The organism is Enterobacter huaxiensis, from assembly GCF_003594935.2.
In the GTDB taxonomy this organism is placed as follows: domain Bacteria; phylum Pseudomonadota; class Gammaproteobacteria; order Enterobacterales; family Enterobacteriaceae; genus Enterobacter; species Enterobacter huaxiensis.
The window spans coordinates 327,069-346,121 of sequence record NZ_CP043342.1 but is presented as its reverse complement, the minus strand read 5'-3'; the positions used below and the strand labels follow the sequence as shown (position 1 = coordinate 346,121).

At 58.2% G+C, this 19,053-nt stretch carries 11 protein-coding genes; 2 read left to right on the top strand and 9 right to left on the bottom strand.

Going from position 1 to position 19,053, the window contains the following annotated elements; genetic code table 11:
• Window positions 1–7 precede the first annotated feature (7 nt).
• Window positions 8–2,401: a maltodextrin phosphorylase gene (malP, locus tag D5067_RS01605; protein ID WP_119937590.1), complete on the bottom strand. Its 2,394-nt coding sequence runs from the start codon at window positions 2,399–2,401 to the stop codon at window positions 8–10.
• A 583-nt stretch (window positions 2,402–2,984) separates the two neighbouring features.
• On the opposite strand from malP, the gene malT reads away from it, so the two are divergent.
• The gene (gene malT / locus D5067_RS01600; RefSeq protein WP_119937589.1) at window positions 2,985–5,690 is read left to right on the top strand and encodes an HTH-type transcriptional regulator MalT; all 2,706 of its coding nucleotides are present in this window, start codon (window positions 2,985–2,987) and stop codon (window positions 5,688–5,690) included.
• Between the two features lie 62 nt (window positions 5,691–5,752).
• Here malT and D5067_RS01595 read toward each other — a convergent pair whose 3' ends face one another.
• Genes D5067_RS01595 through glpE form a run of 3 tightly spaced genes read right to left on the bottom strand, consistent with a single transcriptional unit; the run spans window position 5,753 to window position 7,738 of the window.
• On the bottom strand, window positions 5,753–6,511 hold the full coding sequence (locus D5067_RS01595) for a DeoR/GlpR family transcriptional regulator (RefSeq protein ID WP_119937588.1): 759 nt from the start codon (window positions 6,509–6,511) through the stop codon (window positions 5,753–5,755).
• 16 nt (window positions 6,512–6,527) lie between these two features.
• On the bottom strand, window positions 6,528–7,358 hold the full coding sequence (gene glpG, locus D5067_RS01590; protein WP_119937587.1) for a rhomboid family intramembrane serine protease GlpG: 831 nt from the start codon (window positions 7,356–7,358) through the stop codon (window positions 6,528–6,530).
• A 47-nt stretch (window positions 7,359–7,405) separates the two neighbouring features.
• Window positions 7,406–7,738: a thiosulfate sulfurtransferase GlpE gene (gene glpE, locus D5067_RS01585; protein WP_119937586.1), complete on the bottom strand. Its 333-nt coding sequence runs from the start codon at window positions 7,736–7,738 to the stop codon at window positions 7,406–7,408.
• A gap of 285 nt (window positions 7,739–8,023) precedes the next feature.
• Between glpE and glpD the strand changes: the two genes are divergently transcribed.
• The gene (gene glpD / locus D5067_RS01580; protein ID WP_119937585.1) at window positions 8,024–9,532 is read left to right on the top strand and encodes a glycerol-3-phosphate dehydrogenase; all 1,509 of its coding nucleotides are present in this window, start codon (window positions 8,024–8,026) and stop codon (window positions 9,530–9,532) included.
• Between the two features lie 88 nt (window positions 9,533–9,620).
• Here glpD and glgP read toward each other — a convergent pair whose 3' ends face one another.
• From glgP to glgB, 5 genes are read right to left on the bottom strand one after another with little or no spacing between them, the layout of a single operon-like run.
• A complete protein-coding gene (gene glgP, locus D5067_RS01575; RefSeq protein WP_119937584.1) occupies window positions 9,621–12,068 on the bottom strand; it encodes a glycogen phosphorylase in 2,448 nt (815 codons plus the stop codon).
• 18 nt (window positions 12,069–12,086) lie between these two features.
• A complete protein-coding gene (gene glgA / locus D5067_RS01570) occupies window positions 12,087–13,520 on the bottom strand; it encodes a glycogen synthase GlgA (RefSeq protein ID WP_119937583.1) in 1,434 nt (477 codons plus the stop codon).
• Window positions 13,520–14,815, bottom strand: coding sequence for a glucose-1-phosphate adenylyltransferase (gene glgC, locus D5067_RS01565; protein WP_119937582.1), 1,296 nt, complete (start codon window positions 14,813–14,815; stop codon window positions 13,520–13,522). The genes glgA and glgC overlap by 1 nt, the downstream gene beginning before the upstream one ends.
• A gap of 17 nt (window positions 14,816–14,832) precedes the next feature.
• Window positions 14,833–16,806, bottom strand: coding sequence for a glycogen debranching protein GlgX (gene glgX, locus D5067_RS01560; protein ID WP_119937581.1), 1,974 nt, complete (start codon window positions 16,804–16,806; stop codon window positions 14,833–14,835).
• Window positions 16,803–18,989, bottom strand: coding sequence for a 1,4-alpha-glucan branching enzyme (glgB, locus tag D5067_RS01555; protein ID WP_119937580.1), 2,187 nt, complete (start codon window positions 18,987–18,989; stop codon window positions 16,803–16,805). Before glgB ends, glgX begins: the two co-directional genes overlap by 4 nt.
• Window positions 18,990–19,053 lie beyond the last annotated feature (64 nt).

The window sequence follows — 19,053 nt, the reverse complement described above, 5'->3', positions numbered from 1 at the left end:
CGCTTCCTTAGCGTTTTGCCTGCCAGATACGGGCCTGATAATCACGGATTGAGCGGTCAGAGCTGAACATGCCGCAGCGCGCGGTGTTCAGAATGCACGCGCGGGTCCAGGCGTCCTGGTCGCGGTACAGCACGTCGACCTGCTTTTGCGCGTCCACGTAGGCCGTGAAGTCTGCCATCACCAGATACGGGTCGCCGCCGTGTTTGTCCATGCTGTGCAGCATCTGGTCAAACGCGTGCTTGTCGCCGTCACTGTATTTGCCGCTTTCCAGCTCTTTCAGTACCGCATCGAGCACTTTGTCTTTCTTACGCCATTTCACCGGGTCGTAGCCTTTGGCCTTGATGGCTTTCACTTCTTCAACAGTATGGCCGAAGATAAAGATGTTCTCTTCACCCACCTTCTCGGCGATTTCGACGTTTGCCCCGTCCAGCGTGCCGACGGTCAGCGCGCCGTTCAGCGCCAGCTTCATGTTGCCGGTACCGGACGCCTCTTTACCTGCGGTCGAGATCTGCTCGGAGATATCCGCCGCCGGGATCAGCAGCTCAGCGGCAGAGACGCAGTAGTCCGGCAGGAACACCACCTTCAGCTTGTCGCCCACGTTCGGATCGCTGTTGATCGCCGCCGCCACTTTGTTGATGGCGAGGATAATGTTTTTTGCCAGGTAGTAGCCCGGTGCCGCTTTCGCACCGAACAGGAACACGCGCGGCACGCGGTCGGCCTGCGGGTTCTCACGGATCTCTTTGTACAGTGCCAGAATGTGCAGCAGGTTCAGGTGCTGACGCTTGTACTCGTGCAGACGTTTGATCTGGATGTCGAAAATCGCGTTCGGGTTAATCTCAATCCCGGTACGCACCTTCACGAACTCCGCCAGGCGAACTTTGTTCTCCAGCTTGATGGCACGATACTGCTCGCGGAACTTCGCGTTGTCGGCCTGTTTTTCCAGAGCAATCAGCTGATCCAGATCGTTAGCCCACTCTTTTTTCAGGGTTTTATCCAGCAGCCCTGCCAGCAGCGGGTTGCACTGCTTGATCCAGCGGCGCGGCGTAATGCCGTTGGTCACGTTGTGGAATTTGGTCGGCCACAGCTGGTGGTATTCCGGGAACAGATCTTTCACCACCAGGTCCGAGTGCAGCGCGGCCACGCCGTTCACCGCAAAGCCGCTCACCACGCACATGTTCGCCATGCGTACCTGTTTGTCATGCACAACCGCCAGCTTCGCCCAGACCGCTTTGTCGCCCGGCCAGGTTTTATCCACCAGCACCTTAAACTGGTTGTTAATTTTGTTGATAATCTGCATATGGCGCGGCAGCAGCGTTTTCACCAGCTTCTCATCCCAGCACTCCAGCGCTTCCGGCATCAGGGTGTGGTTGGTGTAGGCAAAGGTACGGCTGGTGATGGCCCAGGCGTCATCCCAGCTCAGCTGATGCTCGTCGATCAGCACGCGCAGCAGCTCAGGAATAGCAATGGTCGGGTGCGTGTCGTTGAGCTGAATCACTTCGAAGTCCGGCAGCTGCGCCAGCTTGCGGCCCGCCAGGTGATGGCGACGCAGAATGTCCGCCACCGAGCAGGCGCACTGGAAGTACTGCTGCATCAGGCGCAGTTTTTTACCCGCCAGATGGTTGTCGTTCGGGTAGAGGACTTTGGTCAGCTTCTCGGCGTCGATGCCCTGCTGCTCGGCGCGCAGGAAATCGCCGTCGTTGAATTTGGTCAGGTTAAACGGATGCGCGTGCTTCGCCTGCCACAGGCGCAGAGGCTGCGACACCCCGTTGCGGTAGCCGAGCACCGGCAGATCCCAGGCTTCACCGGTAAGGGTGAACGCCGGTTCCCAATGTCCTTGCTTCGAGACCTTACCGCCAATGCCTACCTGCACGTCCAGCTGCGCATTGTGGCGGAACCACGGGTAGGTATTGCGGTGCCAGTCGTCCGGCGCTTCCATCTGGTGACCATCAGCGAACGACTGGCGGAACAGACCGTACTGATAGTTCAGGCCATAGCCAATGGCCGATTGTCCAACCGTTGCCATGGAATCCAGGAAACAGGCCGCCAGGCGTCCCAGGCCACCGTTGCCCAGCGCCGGGTCGGTCTCCTCTTCGAGCAGGTCGGTCAGGTTCACGTCATGCTCTTTCAGCACGTCGCCCACCTCCTGATACCAGCCGAGGTTCAGCAGGTTATTGCCGGTCAGTCGACCGATCAGGAATTCCATCGAAATATAGTTCACGTGACGCTGGCCTTTGACAGGCTTCGCCACCGGCTGAGCGTCCAGCTGCTCTGCGAGCGCACCGCTCACGGCCTGCCACCACTGATGAGGCGTCATCTCGTTGGCAGCATGAAGGCCAAAACGCTGCCACTGACGCGTCAGGGCAGCCTGGAATTGAGCTTTGTTGAAGGTAGGCTGTGACATAGGGAATCGGCATCCTGTAGAGAAATAAACAATTTGCGCTAGTGTGCCTGGCTCATTCCTCCACTTCCTCCTCCTGCGGGGGATTAGGCGGGGAGGAGTAGCGGGGATGAGCAGAAAAGTGTGATCGAGGCCACTCAGAGAGCATAGTTTGAGTGTGCCCGTAACGGAAAAAGATAACCGGGGAAGGTGTCAAAAAAATGAAATGCAGTTTCGAGGGAAATTAATTCACGCAGAAATGATTACTTACGTAGAATAATATTTCTGCAATTGAGCATTATCTCAGGACACTATTAAGCTCCCTCAACTTTACCCAAACTTTATTAACTTTGACGTCACTATACCTTTCTGAAACCAGTTTCAGCGAAAGCGCACAACATGCATACAAGCCAGCATCCACGCGGTATGTGAGCCCTTTTTAAAAAGTTCCGCCCGCTATCGCAATGTTTTGTGACAGAGTGCAAATTCACAGGCACAAAACCCCGACATAACTTGCAATAGTTCCTTTATTGGCCGACCTTATATCCATTAATTACGAAGCGCAAAAAAAATAAATTTCCTCGTTCCCCACAGTGAAGTGAAAACTATGTTGATTCCGTCTAAATTAAGTCGCCCGGTTCGTCTTGACCATACGGTGGTCCGCGAGCGTCTGTTGGCTAAACTTTCTGGCGCGCATAATTTCCGACTGGCGCTGGTTACGAGCCCTGCAGGTTATGGAAAAACAACGCTCATTTCACAATGGGCCGCAGGTAAGAGCGATCTCGGCTGGTACTCCCTTGATGAGGGCGATAACCAGCAGGAGCGTTTTGCCAGCTATTTGATTGCCGCCATTCAGCAGGCCACCAACGGACACTGCGTCGCCAGTGAGGTGATGGTGCAAAAGCGCCAGTACGCCAGCCTGTCGTCCCTTTTCTCTCAGCTGTTTATCGAGCTGGCCGAATGGCATCGCCCGCTCTACGTGGTAATTGATGATTACCATCTGATCACCAACCCGGTGATCCACGAGTCGATGCGCTTCTTCCTGCGCCATCAGCCGGAAAACCTGACCCTGGTCGTCCTGTCGCGTAATTTGCCGCAGCTGGGCATTGCTAACCTGCGCGTGCGCGATCAGCTTCTGGAAGTGGGCAGCCAGCAGCTGGCCTTCACCCACCAGGAAGCGAAGCAGTTCTTTGACTGCCGCCTGACCTCGCCAATTGAGGCCGCCGAAAGCAGCCGCCTCTGTGACGATGTCGCCGGCTGGGCTACCGCACTGCAACTGATTGCCCTCTCGGCCCGCCAAAATAACAGCCCGACGCACCAGTCCGCACGCCGCCTGGCGGGCATCAACGCCAGCCACCTGTCGGATTATCTGGTAGACGAGGTGCTGGACAGCGTCGATCCGTCCACCCGTAACTTCCTGCTGAAAAGCTCCCTGCTGCGTTCCATGAACGACGCGCTGATTGTGCGCGTGACCGGCTGCGAAAACGGCCAGCTGCAGCTCGAAGAGATTGAACGTCAGGGTCTGTTCCTGACGCGCATGGACGATCCCGGCGAATGGTTTAGCTATCACCCGCTGTTTGGCAGCTTCCTGCGCCAGCGGTGCCAGTGGGAGATGGCGGTTGAACTGCCGGAAATCCACCGCGCCGCCGCGGAGAGCTGGATGGCGCAAGGCTTCCCGAGCGAGGCTATCCACCACGCGCTGGCCGCCGGCGACGCCAGCATGCTGCGCGATATCCTGCTCAACCACGCGTGGGGCCTGTTTAACCACAGCGAACTGACGCTGCTTGAAGAGTCATTGAAAGCCCTGCCGTGGGAGAGCCTGCTGGAGAACCCGCGTCTGGTGCTGCTGCAGGCCTGGCTGATGCAAAGCCAGCATCGCTACAGCGAGGTGAATACCCTGCTGGCGCGCGCCGAGCAGGAGATGGAAAGCGAAATGGATGCCACCCTGCACGGCGAATTCAACGCATTGCGTGCTCAGGTGGCCATTAACGACGGTGACCCGGAAGAGGCGGAACGCCTGGCGATGGTGGCGCTTGATGAGCTGCCGCTGGCAAACTTCTACAGCCGCATCGTTGCCACGTCGGTGCACGGTGAAGTTCTGCACTGTAAGGGCGACCTCACGCGTTCGCTCTCTTTGATGCAGCAAACCGAGCAGATGGCGCGCCGCCACGATGTCTGGCACTACGCCCTGTGGAGCCTTATACAGCAGAGCGAAATTTTATTCGCGCAGGGGTTCCTGCAGGCCGCCTGGGAGAATCAGGAAAAAGCCTTCCAGCTGATCCGCGATCAGCATCTGGAACAGCTCCCGATGCACGAGTTCCTGCTGCGCATTCGCGCTCAGCTCCTGTGGGCGTGGTCGCGCCTGGACGAAGCAGAAAGCTGCGCCCGACAGGGTGTGGACGTCCTGTCCAGCTTCCAGCCGCAGCAACAGCTGCAGTGTCTGGCCCTTCTGGTGCAATGCTCGCTGGCGCGCGGCGATTTGGACAATGCCCGCAACCACCTTAACCGCCTGGAAAACCTGCTCGGTAACGGCCAGTATCATAGCGACTGGGTGTCGAATGCCGACAAGGTGCGGGTGATTTACTGGCAGATGATCGGCGACAAAAAGTCCGCCGCTAACTGGCTTCGCCAGACGCCAAAGCCTGAGTTTGCCAATAACCACTTCCTGCAGAGCCAGTGGCGGAACATTGCCCGCGTGCAGATCCTGCTGGGCGAGTTTGAGCCCGCGGAGATTGTGCTGGAAGAGTTGAACGAAAACGCCCGCAGCCTGCGTCTGATGAGCGACCTGAACCGCAACCTGCTGCTGCTCAACCAGCTTTACTGGCAGGCCGGTCGTAAGAACGATGCCCAGCGCGTGCTGCTTGAAGCGCTACAGCTGGCTAACCGCACCGGGTTCATCAGCCACTTTGTGATTGAAGGCGAAGTGATGGCGCAGCAACTGCGCCAGCTGATTCAGCTCAACACGCTGCCGGAGCTGGATCAGCATCGCGCCCAGCGTATTCTGCGCGAGATTAACCAGCACCATCGCCACAAGTTTGCGCACTTTGATGAGAACTTCGTTGAGCGTCTGCTGAACCACCCGGAAGTGCCTGAACTTATCCGCACCAGCCCGCTCACTCAGCGCGAATGGCAGGTTCTGGGACTGATCTATTCAGGCTACAGTAACGAGCAGATTGCCGGTGAGCTGGCGGTCGCGGCGACCACCATCAAAACGCATATTCGCAATCTGTATCAGAAGCTGGGCGTGGCGCACCGTCAGGATGCGGTGCAGCATGCGCAGCAATTGTTGAAGATGATGGGGTACGGAGTTTAGATCCTCTGCGGTCTGATGCCCTCACCCCGGCCCTCTCCCACAGGGAGAGGGAGAAAGGCTTCTCAACACAACTCTAACTGCACATTATTATCTTTAATCACCTGCATCACCCCTGCCGGCGGCGGCACGTCCGTATAGACCGCATCGACCATGCTGATGCTGCCCATGTTCACCATCGCGTTACGGCCAAACTTAGAGTGATCTACCACCAGCATCACGTGGCGTGAGTTTTCAATGATCGCGCGCTTGGTGCGCACCTCGTGGTAGTCAAACTCCAGCAGCGAGCCGTCGCTGTCGATGCCGCTGATCCCCAGAATGCCGAAATCGAGGCGGAACTGAGAGATAAAATCGAGCGTCGCTTCACCGATAATTCCACCGTCGCGGCTGCGCAGCTCCCCGCCCGCCAGGATGATGCGAAAATCATCCTTCTGCATCAGCGTGTTCGCCACGTTAAGGTTGTTGGTGACCACGCGCAGGTTCTCGTGATTCAGCAGCGCATGGGCCACCGCTTCCGGCGTTGTGCCGATATCAATAAACAGCGTCGCCCCGTTCGGGATCTGGCTTGCCACTTTACGGGCAATGCGCTCTTTTTCTGCCGTTTGCGTCGCTTTACGATCGTGCCATGAGGTGTTGACCGAGCTGGACGGCAGCGCCGCCCCGCCGTGGTGGCGCAGAATGCGGTTCTGATCGGCCAGGTCGTTCAGGTCACGACGAATGGTTTGCGGGCTGACGGCAAACTGCTCCACCAGCTCTTCGGTGCTGACGTATCCCTGTTTTTTTACCAGTTCGATAATGGCGTCATGACGTTGTGTTTGTTTCATGAAATATCCCTGGGAATTATGTTCGTTTTCGCGCATGGAGCGTGTCGGCAAACGCCATCGCCAGCCCCACGGCCAGCCCGGTGACGTGCGCACCGTTGGCAATAGACATACCAAACAGATCAAACCATCCGGCAATCAGCCATATTAACGCAAAGGTTATTAATCCGCGCTGCAGATAGATGCCGCTTTCCGGATCGCGCTCGCCCCTGAGCCAGACGTAGCCCATCAGGGCATATACCACGCCGGACAATCCGCCGAACCACGGACCGCTGAACTTGTGCTGCACATAGCCGCTCAGCAGGGCGCTTATCACCGTAATGACAATCAATTTTCCGCTGCCGAGACGCTTCTCAACAATACCGCCGAGATACCACCACCACAGCAGGTTAAAGAGGATGTGCATCACCGAGAAATGCATCAGCGCGTGGGTGAAGTAGCGCCATACGTCAAAATCCAGCGACGGATCGTACGGCCACGCGAGGGCAATCATCACGCTCTGGTCGCCTGCCACGTTCATAATAATGAAGACGATGATGCAGGCCGCCATCAGCAGCAGCGTGAACGGACCCGCGCGTTCGCGAATAGTGGCAAGGAAGGGAAAACGGCTGTAGTGCAGCCCGCTGCCCGTGTGGCCGGACTGCCAGCTTGCCGCCAGGTAACGCGGGTCACCGGGATTCTCAAGAAAACGCGCCAGCTCTTCGTTTACGCGCGCGGCCTGGCTTTCGTCGGCCAGCCAGACGTCGGTCTGGTTATGTTGCTGAACAGTCAGGATAACGCCCTGCGTCGCCATATAGTCGACAAACGCCTGGGCGACGCGCGGATTGGTAAAGGAGGTAATCATCAACATGGGCGGCGGTCGCTTATTTCCACACAAAAGGGGACAGTATAGCGGGATCAGCGCTCAAACGCGTATTCAACTTCCGCAGGGAAGTGACGGTGCCAGGCATCGAAGCCGCCGTCGACGCTGTATACCGCGTCGTAACCCTGCTGAAGCAGGTACTGCGCCGCGCCTTTGCTGCTGTTGCCGTGGTAGCACATGACCATAACCGGGGTCTCGAAGTCGTTATCGCGCATAAACGCGCCCAGGGAGTCGTTGGTGAGATGGAACGCGCCCGGCGTGTGGCCCATCGCGAAGCTCTGCGGATCGCGGATGTCCACCAGCACCGCTTTTCCCTGGTGCATCTTCTGGTGGGCTTCTTCTACGTTAATACATTCAAACTGATCCATGGTGTTCTCATCTTATATTCAAGTGTGGTGCGTTTTTCCCCTCACCCTACCCTCTCCCTAAGGGAGAGGGAAACGGATCCCCCTCTCCCCGTGGGAGAGGGCTGGGGTGAGGGCATCAGACCGCACTATTTTACCCCGTAGTGTACGTCCTGGCGGCGGGTAAACGCCATTATGTTATCCATATCACTCTAAATTGTTTTTTTGATGTTACCAAAGGCGCGTTCCTTTGCTATTATGAGCGATATCGAACATTTCTGAGCTTTAACGAAAGTGCATGAGGGTGTTATGGAAACCAAAGATCTGATTGTGATAGGCGGTGGCATCAACGGTGCCGGTATTGCGGTCGACGCCGCAGGACGCGGTTTATCCGTAATGATGCTGGAAGCTAACGATCTCGCCTGCGCGACGTCGTCCGCCAGCTCCAAGCTGATTCACGGTGGCCTGCGCTACCTGGAACACTACGAATTCCGCCTCGTCAGCGAAGCGCTGGCCGAACGTGAAGTGCTGCTGAAAATGGCGCCGCATCTGGCTATTCCGATGCGCTTCCGCCTGCCCCATCGCCCGCACCTGCGCCCGGCGTGGATGATCCGAATCGGTCTGTTTATGTACGACCATCTGGGTAAACGCACCAGCCTGCCGGGTTCGACCGGTTTGCGTTTTGGCTCAGAATCGGTCCTTAAGCCTGAAATCGTGCGCGGTTTCGAATATTCCGACTGCTGGGTGGACGATGCGCGTCTGGTTCTGGCGAATGCGCAGATGGTCGAGAAGAAAGGCGGCGAGGTGAAAACCCGCACCCGCGCCACCGCCGCGCGCCGCGAAAACGGCCTGTGGATTGTGGAAGCGGAAGACGTGGATACCGGCGAGAAGTTCAGCTGGAAAGCGCGCGGCCTGGTGAACGCGACCGGCCCGTGGGTGAAGCAGTTCTTCGACGATGGCATGCACCTGCCCTCCCCGTACGGCATTCGCCTGATCAAAGGCAGCCACATTGTGGTGCCGCGCGTGCATACCCAGAAGCAGGCCTACATTCTGCAGAACGAAGACAAGCGCATCGTGTTTGTGATCCCGTGGATGGACGAGTTCTCCATCATCGGCACCACCGACGTGGAGTACAAAGGCGATCCGAAGAACGTCGTGATCGAAGAGAGCGAAGTGAACTACCTGCTGAAAGTGTACAACGCGCACTTCAAGAAACAGCTGTCACGCGATGACGTGGTGTGGACTTACTCCGGCGTGCGTCCGCTGTGCGACGATGAATCCGATTCACCGCAGGCCATCACCCGCGACTACACGCTCGATATTCACGACGTTGACGGCCAGGCGCCGCTGCTTTCCGTATTCGGCGGCAAGCTCACGACCTACCGCAAGCTGGCCGAGCACGCGCTGGAAAAACTGGCGCCGTACTACAAAGGCATTGGCCCGGCGTGGACCAAAGGTGCCGTGCTGCCCGGCGGTGATATCGGCGATAACCGCGATGACTACGCCGCGAAGCTGCGCCGTCGCTTCCCGTTCATTACCGAAGGAATGGCGCGCCACTACGCCCGCACCTACGGCAGCAATACCGAGCTGTTCCTGGGCGAAGCGAAAGAAATTGCCGACCTGGGCGAACATTTCGGCCACGAGCTGTACGAAGCCGAGCTGCGCTACCTGGTCGAGCACGAGTGGGTTCGCCGACTGGACGATGCCATCTGGCGTCGGACTAAAGAAGGGATGTGGCTCAACGCCGAGCAGCAGTCTCGCGTGGCGCAGTGGTTGCAACAACATGCGGGAAAGGGTGAACTGTCGCTCGCGTCGTAATTAGAAAAAATGCCCGGTGGCGCTGCGCTTACCGGGCCTACGGGATCGAGTAGGCCGGGTAAGGCGAAGCCGCCACCCGGCTTTGTTTTTACAACCGCACCGGATCGATATGCCAGATCGTATCGGCATACTCTTTGATGGTTCTGTCCGACGAGAAGTATCCCATATTGGCGATGTTATACATCGCGGCGCTGGTCCACTTCTCCTGCTGACGGTACAGCTCGTCTACTCTGTCCTGGCAGTCCACATAGCTGCGGTAATCCGCCAGCACCTGATAGTGATCGCCAAAGTTAATCAGCGAATCGACCAGGTCACGATAGCGCCCCGGCTCGTCGGGGTTAAACAGGCCCGTCGCAATTTGCGTCAGCACCTGACGTAACTCTTCGTCCTGCTCGTAATACTCACGCGGCTTGTAGCCCTGCCTGCGCAGTTCCTCCACCTCTTCCGTCGTATTCCCGAAGATAAAAATGTTATCCGCACCCACGTGCTCCAGCATCTCGACGTTCGCGCCGTCCAGCGTGCCGATGGTCAGCGCGCCGTTAAGGGCAAACTTCATGTTGCTGGTGCCGGACGCTTCCGTTCCGGCCGTGGAAATCTGCTCAGAGAGATCCGCCGCCGGGATGATCAGCTGCGCCAGGCTCACGCTGTAGTTCGGGATGAACACTACCTTCAGCCTGTCGCCGATATCCGGATCGGTGTTCACCACCTTCGCAACATCGTTAATCAGATGAATGATGTGCTTCGCCATGTAGTACGCGGACGCGGCCTTACCGGCAAAGATCTTCACGCGCGGCACCCAGTCGGCCGTCGGGTCGGCCTTGATGCGGTTGTAGTGGGTGATCACGTGCAGCACGTTCATCAGCTGGCGCTTGTACTCGTGGATGCGCTTAATTTGCACATCAAACAGCGCTTTCGGATTCGCCACCACGTTAAGGTGCATCGCAAGGTAGACCGCCAGACGTTTTTTATTCAGCAGCTTGGCTTCACGCACGGCTTTGTTCACCGTCGGGAAATCAATATGCTGCTCAAGCTCGCTCAGCTGGCCTAAATCGGTACGCCAGGTGCGGCCAATATTGGCGTCCAGCACCTCAGACAGCGGCTTGTTCGCCAGCGCCAGCCAGCGGCGCGGCGTGACGCCGTTTGTCACGTTGCAGAAGCGCGTCGGGAATATCTTCGCGAAGTCCGCAAACAGAGACTGAACCATCAGGTTAGAGTGCAGCTCGGACACGCCGTTGACCTTGTGGCTGATCACCACCGCCAGCCAGGCCATGCGCACGCGGCGGCCGTTAGACTCATCAATGATCGAGGCGCGGCTCAGCAGGCCGGTATCGTTCGGATACTGCTCCTGCAGCGTCTTGAGGAAGTAGTCGTTGATCTCAAAGATGATCTGCAAATGGCGCGGCAGAATTTTGCCGAGCATATCCACCGGCCAGGTCTCCAGCGCCTCGCTCATCAGCGTGTGGTTGGTGTAGGAGAAGACCTGACAGGTCACCTCAAAGGCGTTATCCCAGCTGAACTTATGTTCGTCAATCAGCAGGCGCATCAGCTCGGGAATGGAGAGCACCGGGTGGGTGTCGTTAAGGTGAATGGCCGTTTTCTCCGCCAGGTTGGCGTAGGTTTTGTGCAGCTGGTAGTGGCGGCTCAGGATGTCCTGAATGGTCGAGGAGACGAGGAAATACTCCTGACGCAGGCGCAGCTCGCGGCCAGAGTAGGTCGAGTCGTCCGGGTACAGCACGCGGGAGACGTTCTCAGAGTGGTTTTTATCTTCCACCGCCGCGAAGTAGTCGCCCTGGTTGAATTTACCGAGGTTGATCTCGCTGCTGGCCTGGGCGCTCCACAGGCGCAGCGTATTGGTGGCATCGGTATCGTAACCGGGGATGATCTGGTCATAGGCCACGGCCAGGATCTCTTCGGTCTCAACCCAGCGGGATTTTTTCCCTTCCTGCTGAATTCGCCCGCCAAAGCGCACCTTATAGCGCGTGTTGTGGCGCTTGAACTCCCACGGGTTGCCGTACTCCAGCCAGTAGTCCGGGGACTCCTTCTGGCGGCCATCGACGATGTTCTGCTTGAACATGCCGTAGTCGTAGCGGATACCGTATCCGCGGCCCGGCAGCGCCAGCGTCGCCAGCGAGTCGAGGAAGCAGGCGGCAAGGCGACCCAGCCCCCCGTTACCGAGGCCCGGGTCATTTTCTTCGTCAATCAGCTCTTCTAAATCCAGCCCCATCTCTTCCAGCGCGTTTTTTACATCGTCATAAATGCCGAGCGACAGCAGCGCGTTGGAAAGGGTGCGGCCAATCAAAAACTCCATCGACAGGTAGTAAACCTGACGCGTCTCCTGCGAGAGCTGGGCGCGGTTGGATCGCAGCCAGCGTTCAACTAAACGGTCACGTACCGCAAACAGGGTGGCGTTCAGCCACTCGTGTTTGTTGGCAATAACCGGATCTTTCCCGATGGTAAACATCAGCTTATAGGCGATGGAGTGCTTTAACGCCTCAACGCTGAGCGTGGGTGAAGAGTAGCTAAAAGGTGCATTCATATCAGTAACTTCGCCTCGTTACATCAAGCGTTGATAGAGTTCGCGGTAGGACTGCGCCGCAACGTGCCAGCTAAAGTCCATGGACATCGCCTGACGCTGAACGTAACGCCACAGCGACGGCCGGGACCACAAGACGAATGCACGCCGAATCGCACGAAGCAGCGACCAGGCATTACTGTCCTCAAAGACAAACCCGCTGGCGATACCGTCCGCCAGGTTTTCCAGCGAGCTGTCAGAAACAGTATCTGCCAGCCCGCCCGTGCGTCTTACCAACGGCAGGGTGCCGTATTTCAGGCCGTAAAGCTGCGTCAGACCGCAGGGCTCGAAGCGGCTCGGCACCAGAATTACGTCTGCGCCGCCCATAATGCGGTGGGAAAACGCTTCGTGATAGCCGATCTGCACACCCACCTGCCCCGGATGTTCCGCGGCGGCGGCGAGGAAACCTTCCTGCAGCACAGGATCGCCCGCGCCGAGCAGCGCCAGCTGGCCGCCCTGCTCCAGTAACCCCGGTAGCGCTTCCAGGACCAGATCCAGCCCTTTCTGGCTGGTCAGGCGGCTGACCACCGCGAACAGCGGCACTTTGTCGTTCACCTTCAGCCCCATCGCAATCTGCAGCTGGCGTTTGTTTTCGGCTTTGTCTTCCACCGAATCACGGCCATAGCGTGCGGCCAGCAGGAGATCGGTTTCCGGGCTCCAGATCTGCTCATCCACGCCGTTCAGGATCCCCGACAGGCGGCCCTCGCGGTGGCGCTGCTGCAGCAGCCCTTCCATACCGTAGCCGAACTCCGGCAGGGTAATTTCTCGGGCATAGGTTGGGCTCACCGCCGTAATGTGATCGGCGTAGTACAGCCCCGCCTTCAGGAAGGAGATCTGCCCGTTAAACTCCAGCCCGTGCATGTTAAAGAACGACCATGGCAGATCGATGTCATTCATATGATGGGCATAGTACATGCCCTGATACGCAAGGTTGTGCACCGTAAAGACCGATTTCGCCGGGTTGCCGCGGGCGGCAAGGTATGCCGGCGCGAGCCCCGCGTGCCAGTCGTGGGCATGCACCACGTTCGGTCGCCAGAACGGATCCAGCCCGACGGCCATCTCGGCCCCTACCCAGCCGAGCAGCGCAAAGCGCATGACGTTATCGGTGTAGGCGAACAGGTTCGTATCGTGATACGGGCTCCCTGGTCGGTCATATAGGTGCGGCGCGTCAATCAGGTAAATTCCAACGCCATTGTAATGTCCAAACAGCAGGGTGATACGCCCGGCGAAGGTTTCACGACGCGTCACGACCTTTGCATCTGGAATACCGCGACGGATATCCGGAAAGGCAGGCAACAGAACTCGGGTATCCACACCCCCGGCGATTTGCGCCGCCGGTAATGCACCAAGAACATCCGCCAGACCGCCCGTCTTTAACAACGGGAACATCTCTGAACATACATGTAAAACCTGCATTATCGCTCCTGTTTGACCTGCAGCTTCCGCAACATTTCCCGTGTGACTAACACGATCCCTTCTTCTGAACGGTAGAAGCGACGCGCGTCCTCTTCCGCATTTTCACCTATCACCATCCCTTCCGGAATGACGCAGGCGCGGTCGATCACGCAGCGGCGCAGGCGGCAAGAGCGCCCTACCCAGACGTCCGGCAGCAGAACTGCCGAGTCGATATTACAGAATGAGTTCACCCTCACGCGCGGGAACAGCACAGACTGCACCACCACCGAGCCGGAGATGATGCACCCGCCGGACACCAGCGAATTGAGCGTCATGCCGTGGCTGCCGGAACGGTCCTGCACGAACTTCGCGGGCGGTAACGATTCCATGTGGGTGCGAATCGGCCAGTTCTGGTCGTACATATCCAGCTCAGGCGTGACGGATGCCAGGTCCAGGTTCGCTTTCCAGTAGGCTTCCAGGGTGCCAACGTCGCGCCAGTAGGGCTCGGAATTGGGGTCAGACTGCACGCAGGACAGCGGGAAAGGATGTGCATAAGCCATGCCAGCTTTGGTGATTTTCGGGATGATGTCCTTGCCAAAGTCGTGGCTGGAATTTTCGTCTTTGTCGTCTTCTTCCAGCAGTTCGTAAAGGTAATCAGCATCAAAGACATAGATCCCCATGCTGGCGAGGGATTTCGTATCATCCCCCGGCATGGTTGGCGGGTTTGCCGGTTTTTCAACAAAGTCGATGATTTTATCGTCGGCATCCACGTGCATCACGCCGAACGCCGTTGCCTCCGCAACGGGCACCGGCAGACACGCCACGGTGCAGCGCGCCCCTTTCTCAACGTGGTCGATCAGCATGTGGGAGTAGTCTTGCTTGTAGATGTGGTCACCCGCGAGGATCACGATGTACTCCGCGCTGTAGCGACGAATGATGTCGAGGTTCTGCGTCACCGCATCCGCCGTACCGCGATACCAGTTCTCCCCGTGAACGCGCTGCTGCGCAGGCAGGAGGTCGACAAACTCGTTCATCTCTTCGCTGAAGAATGACCAGCCGCGCTGAATGTGTTGCACCAGCGTGTGCGACTGATACTGCGTAATGACGCCAATGCGGCGAATGCCTGAGTTCAGGCAGTTTGAGAGTGCAAAATCGATGATGCGGAACTTACCACCAAAGTGAACGGCCGGTTTAGCGCGCTTGATGGTTAAATCTTTCAGACGGGTACCACGCCCGCCCGCGAGTATCAGGGCAACAGTTTTTAATGGTAGCTGGCGAGCCAACATTAACGGATCGTTCTTCTCTAATCTAACCATGACTAACTCCTTTTTTATCATCTTTGGAATACGCACACTCCGTGCGCAGGCCCGTGCCAGACAGCCATAACAACCGGATTATCCGCTCCGGCAAAGGGGGGAACGGCTCGCCACTCCCCGTCAGGTAAAACAATCTCTGCGACGTCGTCCGTCGCGTTCAGCGTCACCAGCCACGTATCCGACAGCAGGATTTGCAGGCAGGTTATGCCGTGTTGCCACTCTTGCGCGCTCAACGGTTGCGCGTCTTTGTTCAGCCAGCCAACGTTACCGTCGCCCTCCTCCCACCAGCGGTTGGCGGTCAGCGCGGGGATCTGCTGGCGAAGGTGGATCAGCGCCGCGGTAAACTGGGTTAACCCGCTGTTCGCTTCACCCCAGTCAAGCCAGGTTAACGGGTTGTCCTGGCAATAGGCGTTGTTGTTACCGTGCTGGCTGTGGCCATGTTCATCGCCCGCCAGCAGCATCGGCGTGCCCTGCGACAGCAGCAGCGTGGTCAGCAGCGCGTGCACGCTGGCGCGTCGCCGCTCGATAACGTCAAGATTTCCGCCTAACCCTTCTATACCATGGTTAAAGCTATGGTTATTGTTAGTGCCATCGCGATTCTCTTCACCGTTTGCCTCATTGTGTTTCTGATTGAAACAAACGCAGTCGCGCAGCGTAAAACCGTCGTGCGCCGTCACCAGATTGATGGTGGCGGAGGGTAATTTACCGTCACGTTTAAACAGATCACTGGATCCTGCAAAGCGCCCGGCGAACTCCCCTAACGACAGGTTTTTTTCCAGCCAGAAGCGGCGCGCGGCATCGCGGAAGCGATCGTTCCACTCGGCAAACAGCGGCGGAAAATTCCCCACCTGATAACCGCCCTCGCCGATGTCCCACGGCTCCGCGATCAGCTTCACCTGCGACAGCACGGGACAATTTTTTATCGCTTCAAACAGCGGTGCCTGCTGGCTAAAGGCGGGCGTACGCCCCATGACGGAGGCCAAATCGAAGCGGAAGCCGTCAATGTGGTACGTCTCAACCCAGTATTTCAGGCACGCGTAGGCATAATGCGATACTGCCGGGTGGCTAAGATTCAGCGTGTTACCGCAGCCGGTCCAGTTGTAGTAATCGCCATCCTCCCTGATCCAATAATAGCTACGGTTATCAATTCCGCGCTGTGATAGCGTCGGGCCGTCGAGATCGCTTTCGGCGCTATGGTTCAACACCACGTCCAGAATGACCTCAATTCCCGCTTCATGAAGCGCCTTCACCGCATCGCGAAATTCATCCCGGGCCTTATCCGGATGCACCGCATAGCGCGGTTCCAGCGCGAACATCGCCAGCGGGTTGTAGCCCCAGTAGTTGCTCAGGCCCAGCCGCAGGAGACGAGGCTCGCTGGCAAAATGCGCCACGGGCAGCAGCTCCAGCGCGGTGATCCCCAGATGCTTCAGATAGGCGATCATCGCCGGATGCGCGAGCGCCTTATAGGTGCCGCGCATCTCCTGGGGAATCGACGGGTGCAGATACGTCAGCCCTTTCACGTGGGCTTCGTAAATAACGGTGTTGCCCCACGGCGTGCGCGGCGGGGCATCGTCTTCCCAGTCGTAGATATCGTTTACCACCACGCTTTTGGGCGCGACGGGGGCACTGTCGCGGCGGTCGGGTTCACCGTAGCCAACGTGGAAAATCGGGTCGTCTTTGAACTCCCCGTCCACGCGGTGGGCGCACGGGTCGATCAACAGCTTCGCCGGGTTAAACCAGTGCCCCTGCGTCGGTTCCCACGGGCCATGAACGCGATATCCGTAGCGCAGACCCGGGCGTCCTCCGGCCAGGTAGCCGTGCCAGATGTCTCCCGTACGCTCAGGTAAATCGTAACGGTGCTCATTGCCTTCACCATCAAACACACAGAGTTCTACCCGTTCCGCATGGGCTGAAAAGAGGGTGAAGTTCACGCCCTTTCCATCAACGCTCGCCCCGAGCGGTTCGGGTTTACCTGCCGTGAGTTGCGTCATTCCCCCTCCCGCACCAGCCAGATGGTGCTCAGCGGCGGCAGCGTAAGGCTCAGGGAGTTCGGTCGCCCGTGGCTTTCAAGCGCATCGCTCTGCACCAGACCGCCGTTACCCGCGTTGCTGCCGTGGTAGTGCATCGAATCGGTATTCAGGATTTCGCGCCATTTCCCCGGCTGGTTGATGCCAAAGCGGTAATGTTCGCGCGGCACCGGCGTGAAGTTGCTGGCAACGATAATTTCATTGCCCGCTTTATCGCGGCGCACAAAGACAAACACCGAGCGCTCGTGGTCGTCCACCACCAGCCACTCAAAGCCGTACGGATCAAAATCCAGCTCGTGCAGCGCTTTGTGGTGGCGATAGGTCAGGTTCAGGTCGCGCACCAGTCGCTGCACGCCGTGGTGCCAGTTGTCGCCCCCTTCCAGCAGGTGCCAGTCCAGGCTGGTATCGTGGTTCCACTCGCGGCCCTGAGCGAACTCGTTGCCCATAAACAACAGCTTCTTGCCGGGGAAGGCGAACAGCCAGCCGTAGTAGGCGCGCAGGTTGGCGAACTTCTGCCACGCGTCGCCCGGCATGCGGTCGAGGATAGATTTTTTGCCGTGCACCACTTCATCATGCGACAGCGGCAGCATGAAGTTTTCGGTGTAGTTGTAGAGCAGCCCGAAGGTGAGCTTGTCATGGTGATACTGGCGGTGAACCGGATCGAGCTTCATGTAGTCGAGCGTGTCGTGCATCCAGCCGAGGTTCCACTTGTACCAGAAGCCCAGGCCGCCCATTGACGGTGGCCGGGACACGCCCGGGAAGTCGGTGGATTCCTCCGCCATGGTCACCGCACCTTCCACCTGCTCGCCGAGAATGCGGTTGGTGTTGCGCAGGAAATCAATCGCTTCGAGGTTTTCACGGCCGCCAAACTCGTTCGGGATCCATTCCCCCTCTTTGCGGCTGTAGTCGCGGTAGATCATCGATGCCACCGCATCAACGCGCAGGGCATCAATGCCGAAGCGCTCAATCCAGTAAAGGGCGTTCCCCACCAGATAGTTCGTGACTTCGCGGCGACCGTAGTTGTAGATCAGCGTGTTCCAGTCCTGGTGATAACCTTCGCGCGGGTCACTATGCTCGTAGAGCTTCGTGCCGTCGAACTCTGCCAGCGCAAAATCATCGGACGGAAAATGGCCCGGCACCCAGTCGAGGATGACGTTCAGCCCGGCGGCGTGGGCGGCGTTGATGAAGTAGCGGAAGTCATCCCGCGTGCCGAAGCGGCGCGTCGGGGCATACAGCCCGGTGGGCTGATAGCCCCAGCTTCCGTCGAACGGGTGTTCGTTGACCGGCAGCAGCTCCAGATGGGTAAAGCCCATCCATTTGGCGTAGGGCACCAGCTGGTCGGCCAGCTCGCGATAGCTCAGCCAGAAGTTGTTGTCGGTGTGGCGACGCCACGACCCGAGATGAACCTCATAGACGGAGATTGGCGCGTCGAAGCGGTTGGCCTGCTTGCGCTCCTCGCTCTGAACGATCTTTTCCGGCAGGCCGCAAATCAGCGACGCGGTTTCCGGGCGCATCTGCGCTTCGAAGGCGTACGGATCGGCCTTAATGCGCAGCTTGCCGTGGGCATCGATCATCTCGAATTTATACAGCTGCCCGTTGTGCGCCCCGGGGATAAACAGCTCCCAGATGCCGGTTTCACGCCGCAGGCGCATCGGGTGGCGGCGACCGTCCCAGTAGTTGAACTGCCCGACGACGGAGACGCGCTGGGCGTTCGGCGCCCACACGGAAAACCGCGTCCCGGTGATACCGTCCATGGTATCGGCATGGGCGCCCAGCGTTTCATAAGGGCGCAGGTGGGTTCCTTCGGACAGCAGCCAGGCGTCCATCTCTTTTAAGAGCGGGCCAAAGCTGTAGGGGTCATCAATCAGGTTTTGCTGACCGTGCCAGATAACGGCGAGCTGATAGCGAAAGGGGTTTTTACGACGGGGCATGACGCCCGAAAAGAAGCCACGCGAGTCGAGGCATTCCAGATTACCCACCTTGCGGCCGGTTTTAGGTTCAATCACCCAGACTTCAGTCGCGTCGGGTAACAGTGCCCGGACTTCCAGTCCCGCCTCTGTTTGGTGCATTCCCAGCACGGAAAAGGGGTCAGCAAAATGACCCGCAATAAGCGCATTAATCACGTCTCTATCCACACGATCGGACATGGTATTCATCCTGTTTTTTTATGTCGCCCTTATTAAGCGCCTGGGACGACTTTAATGTGACCTG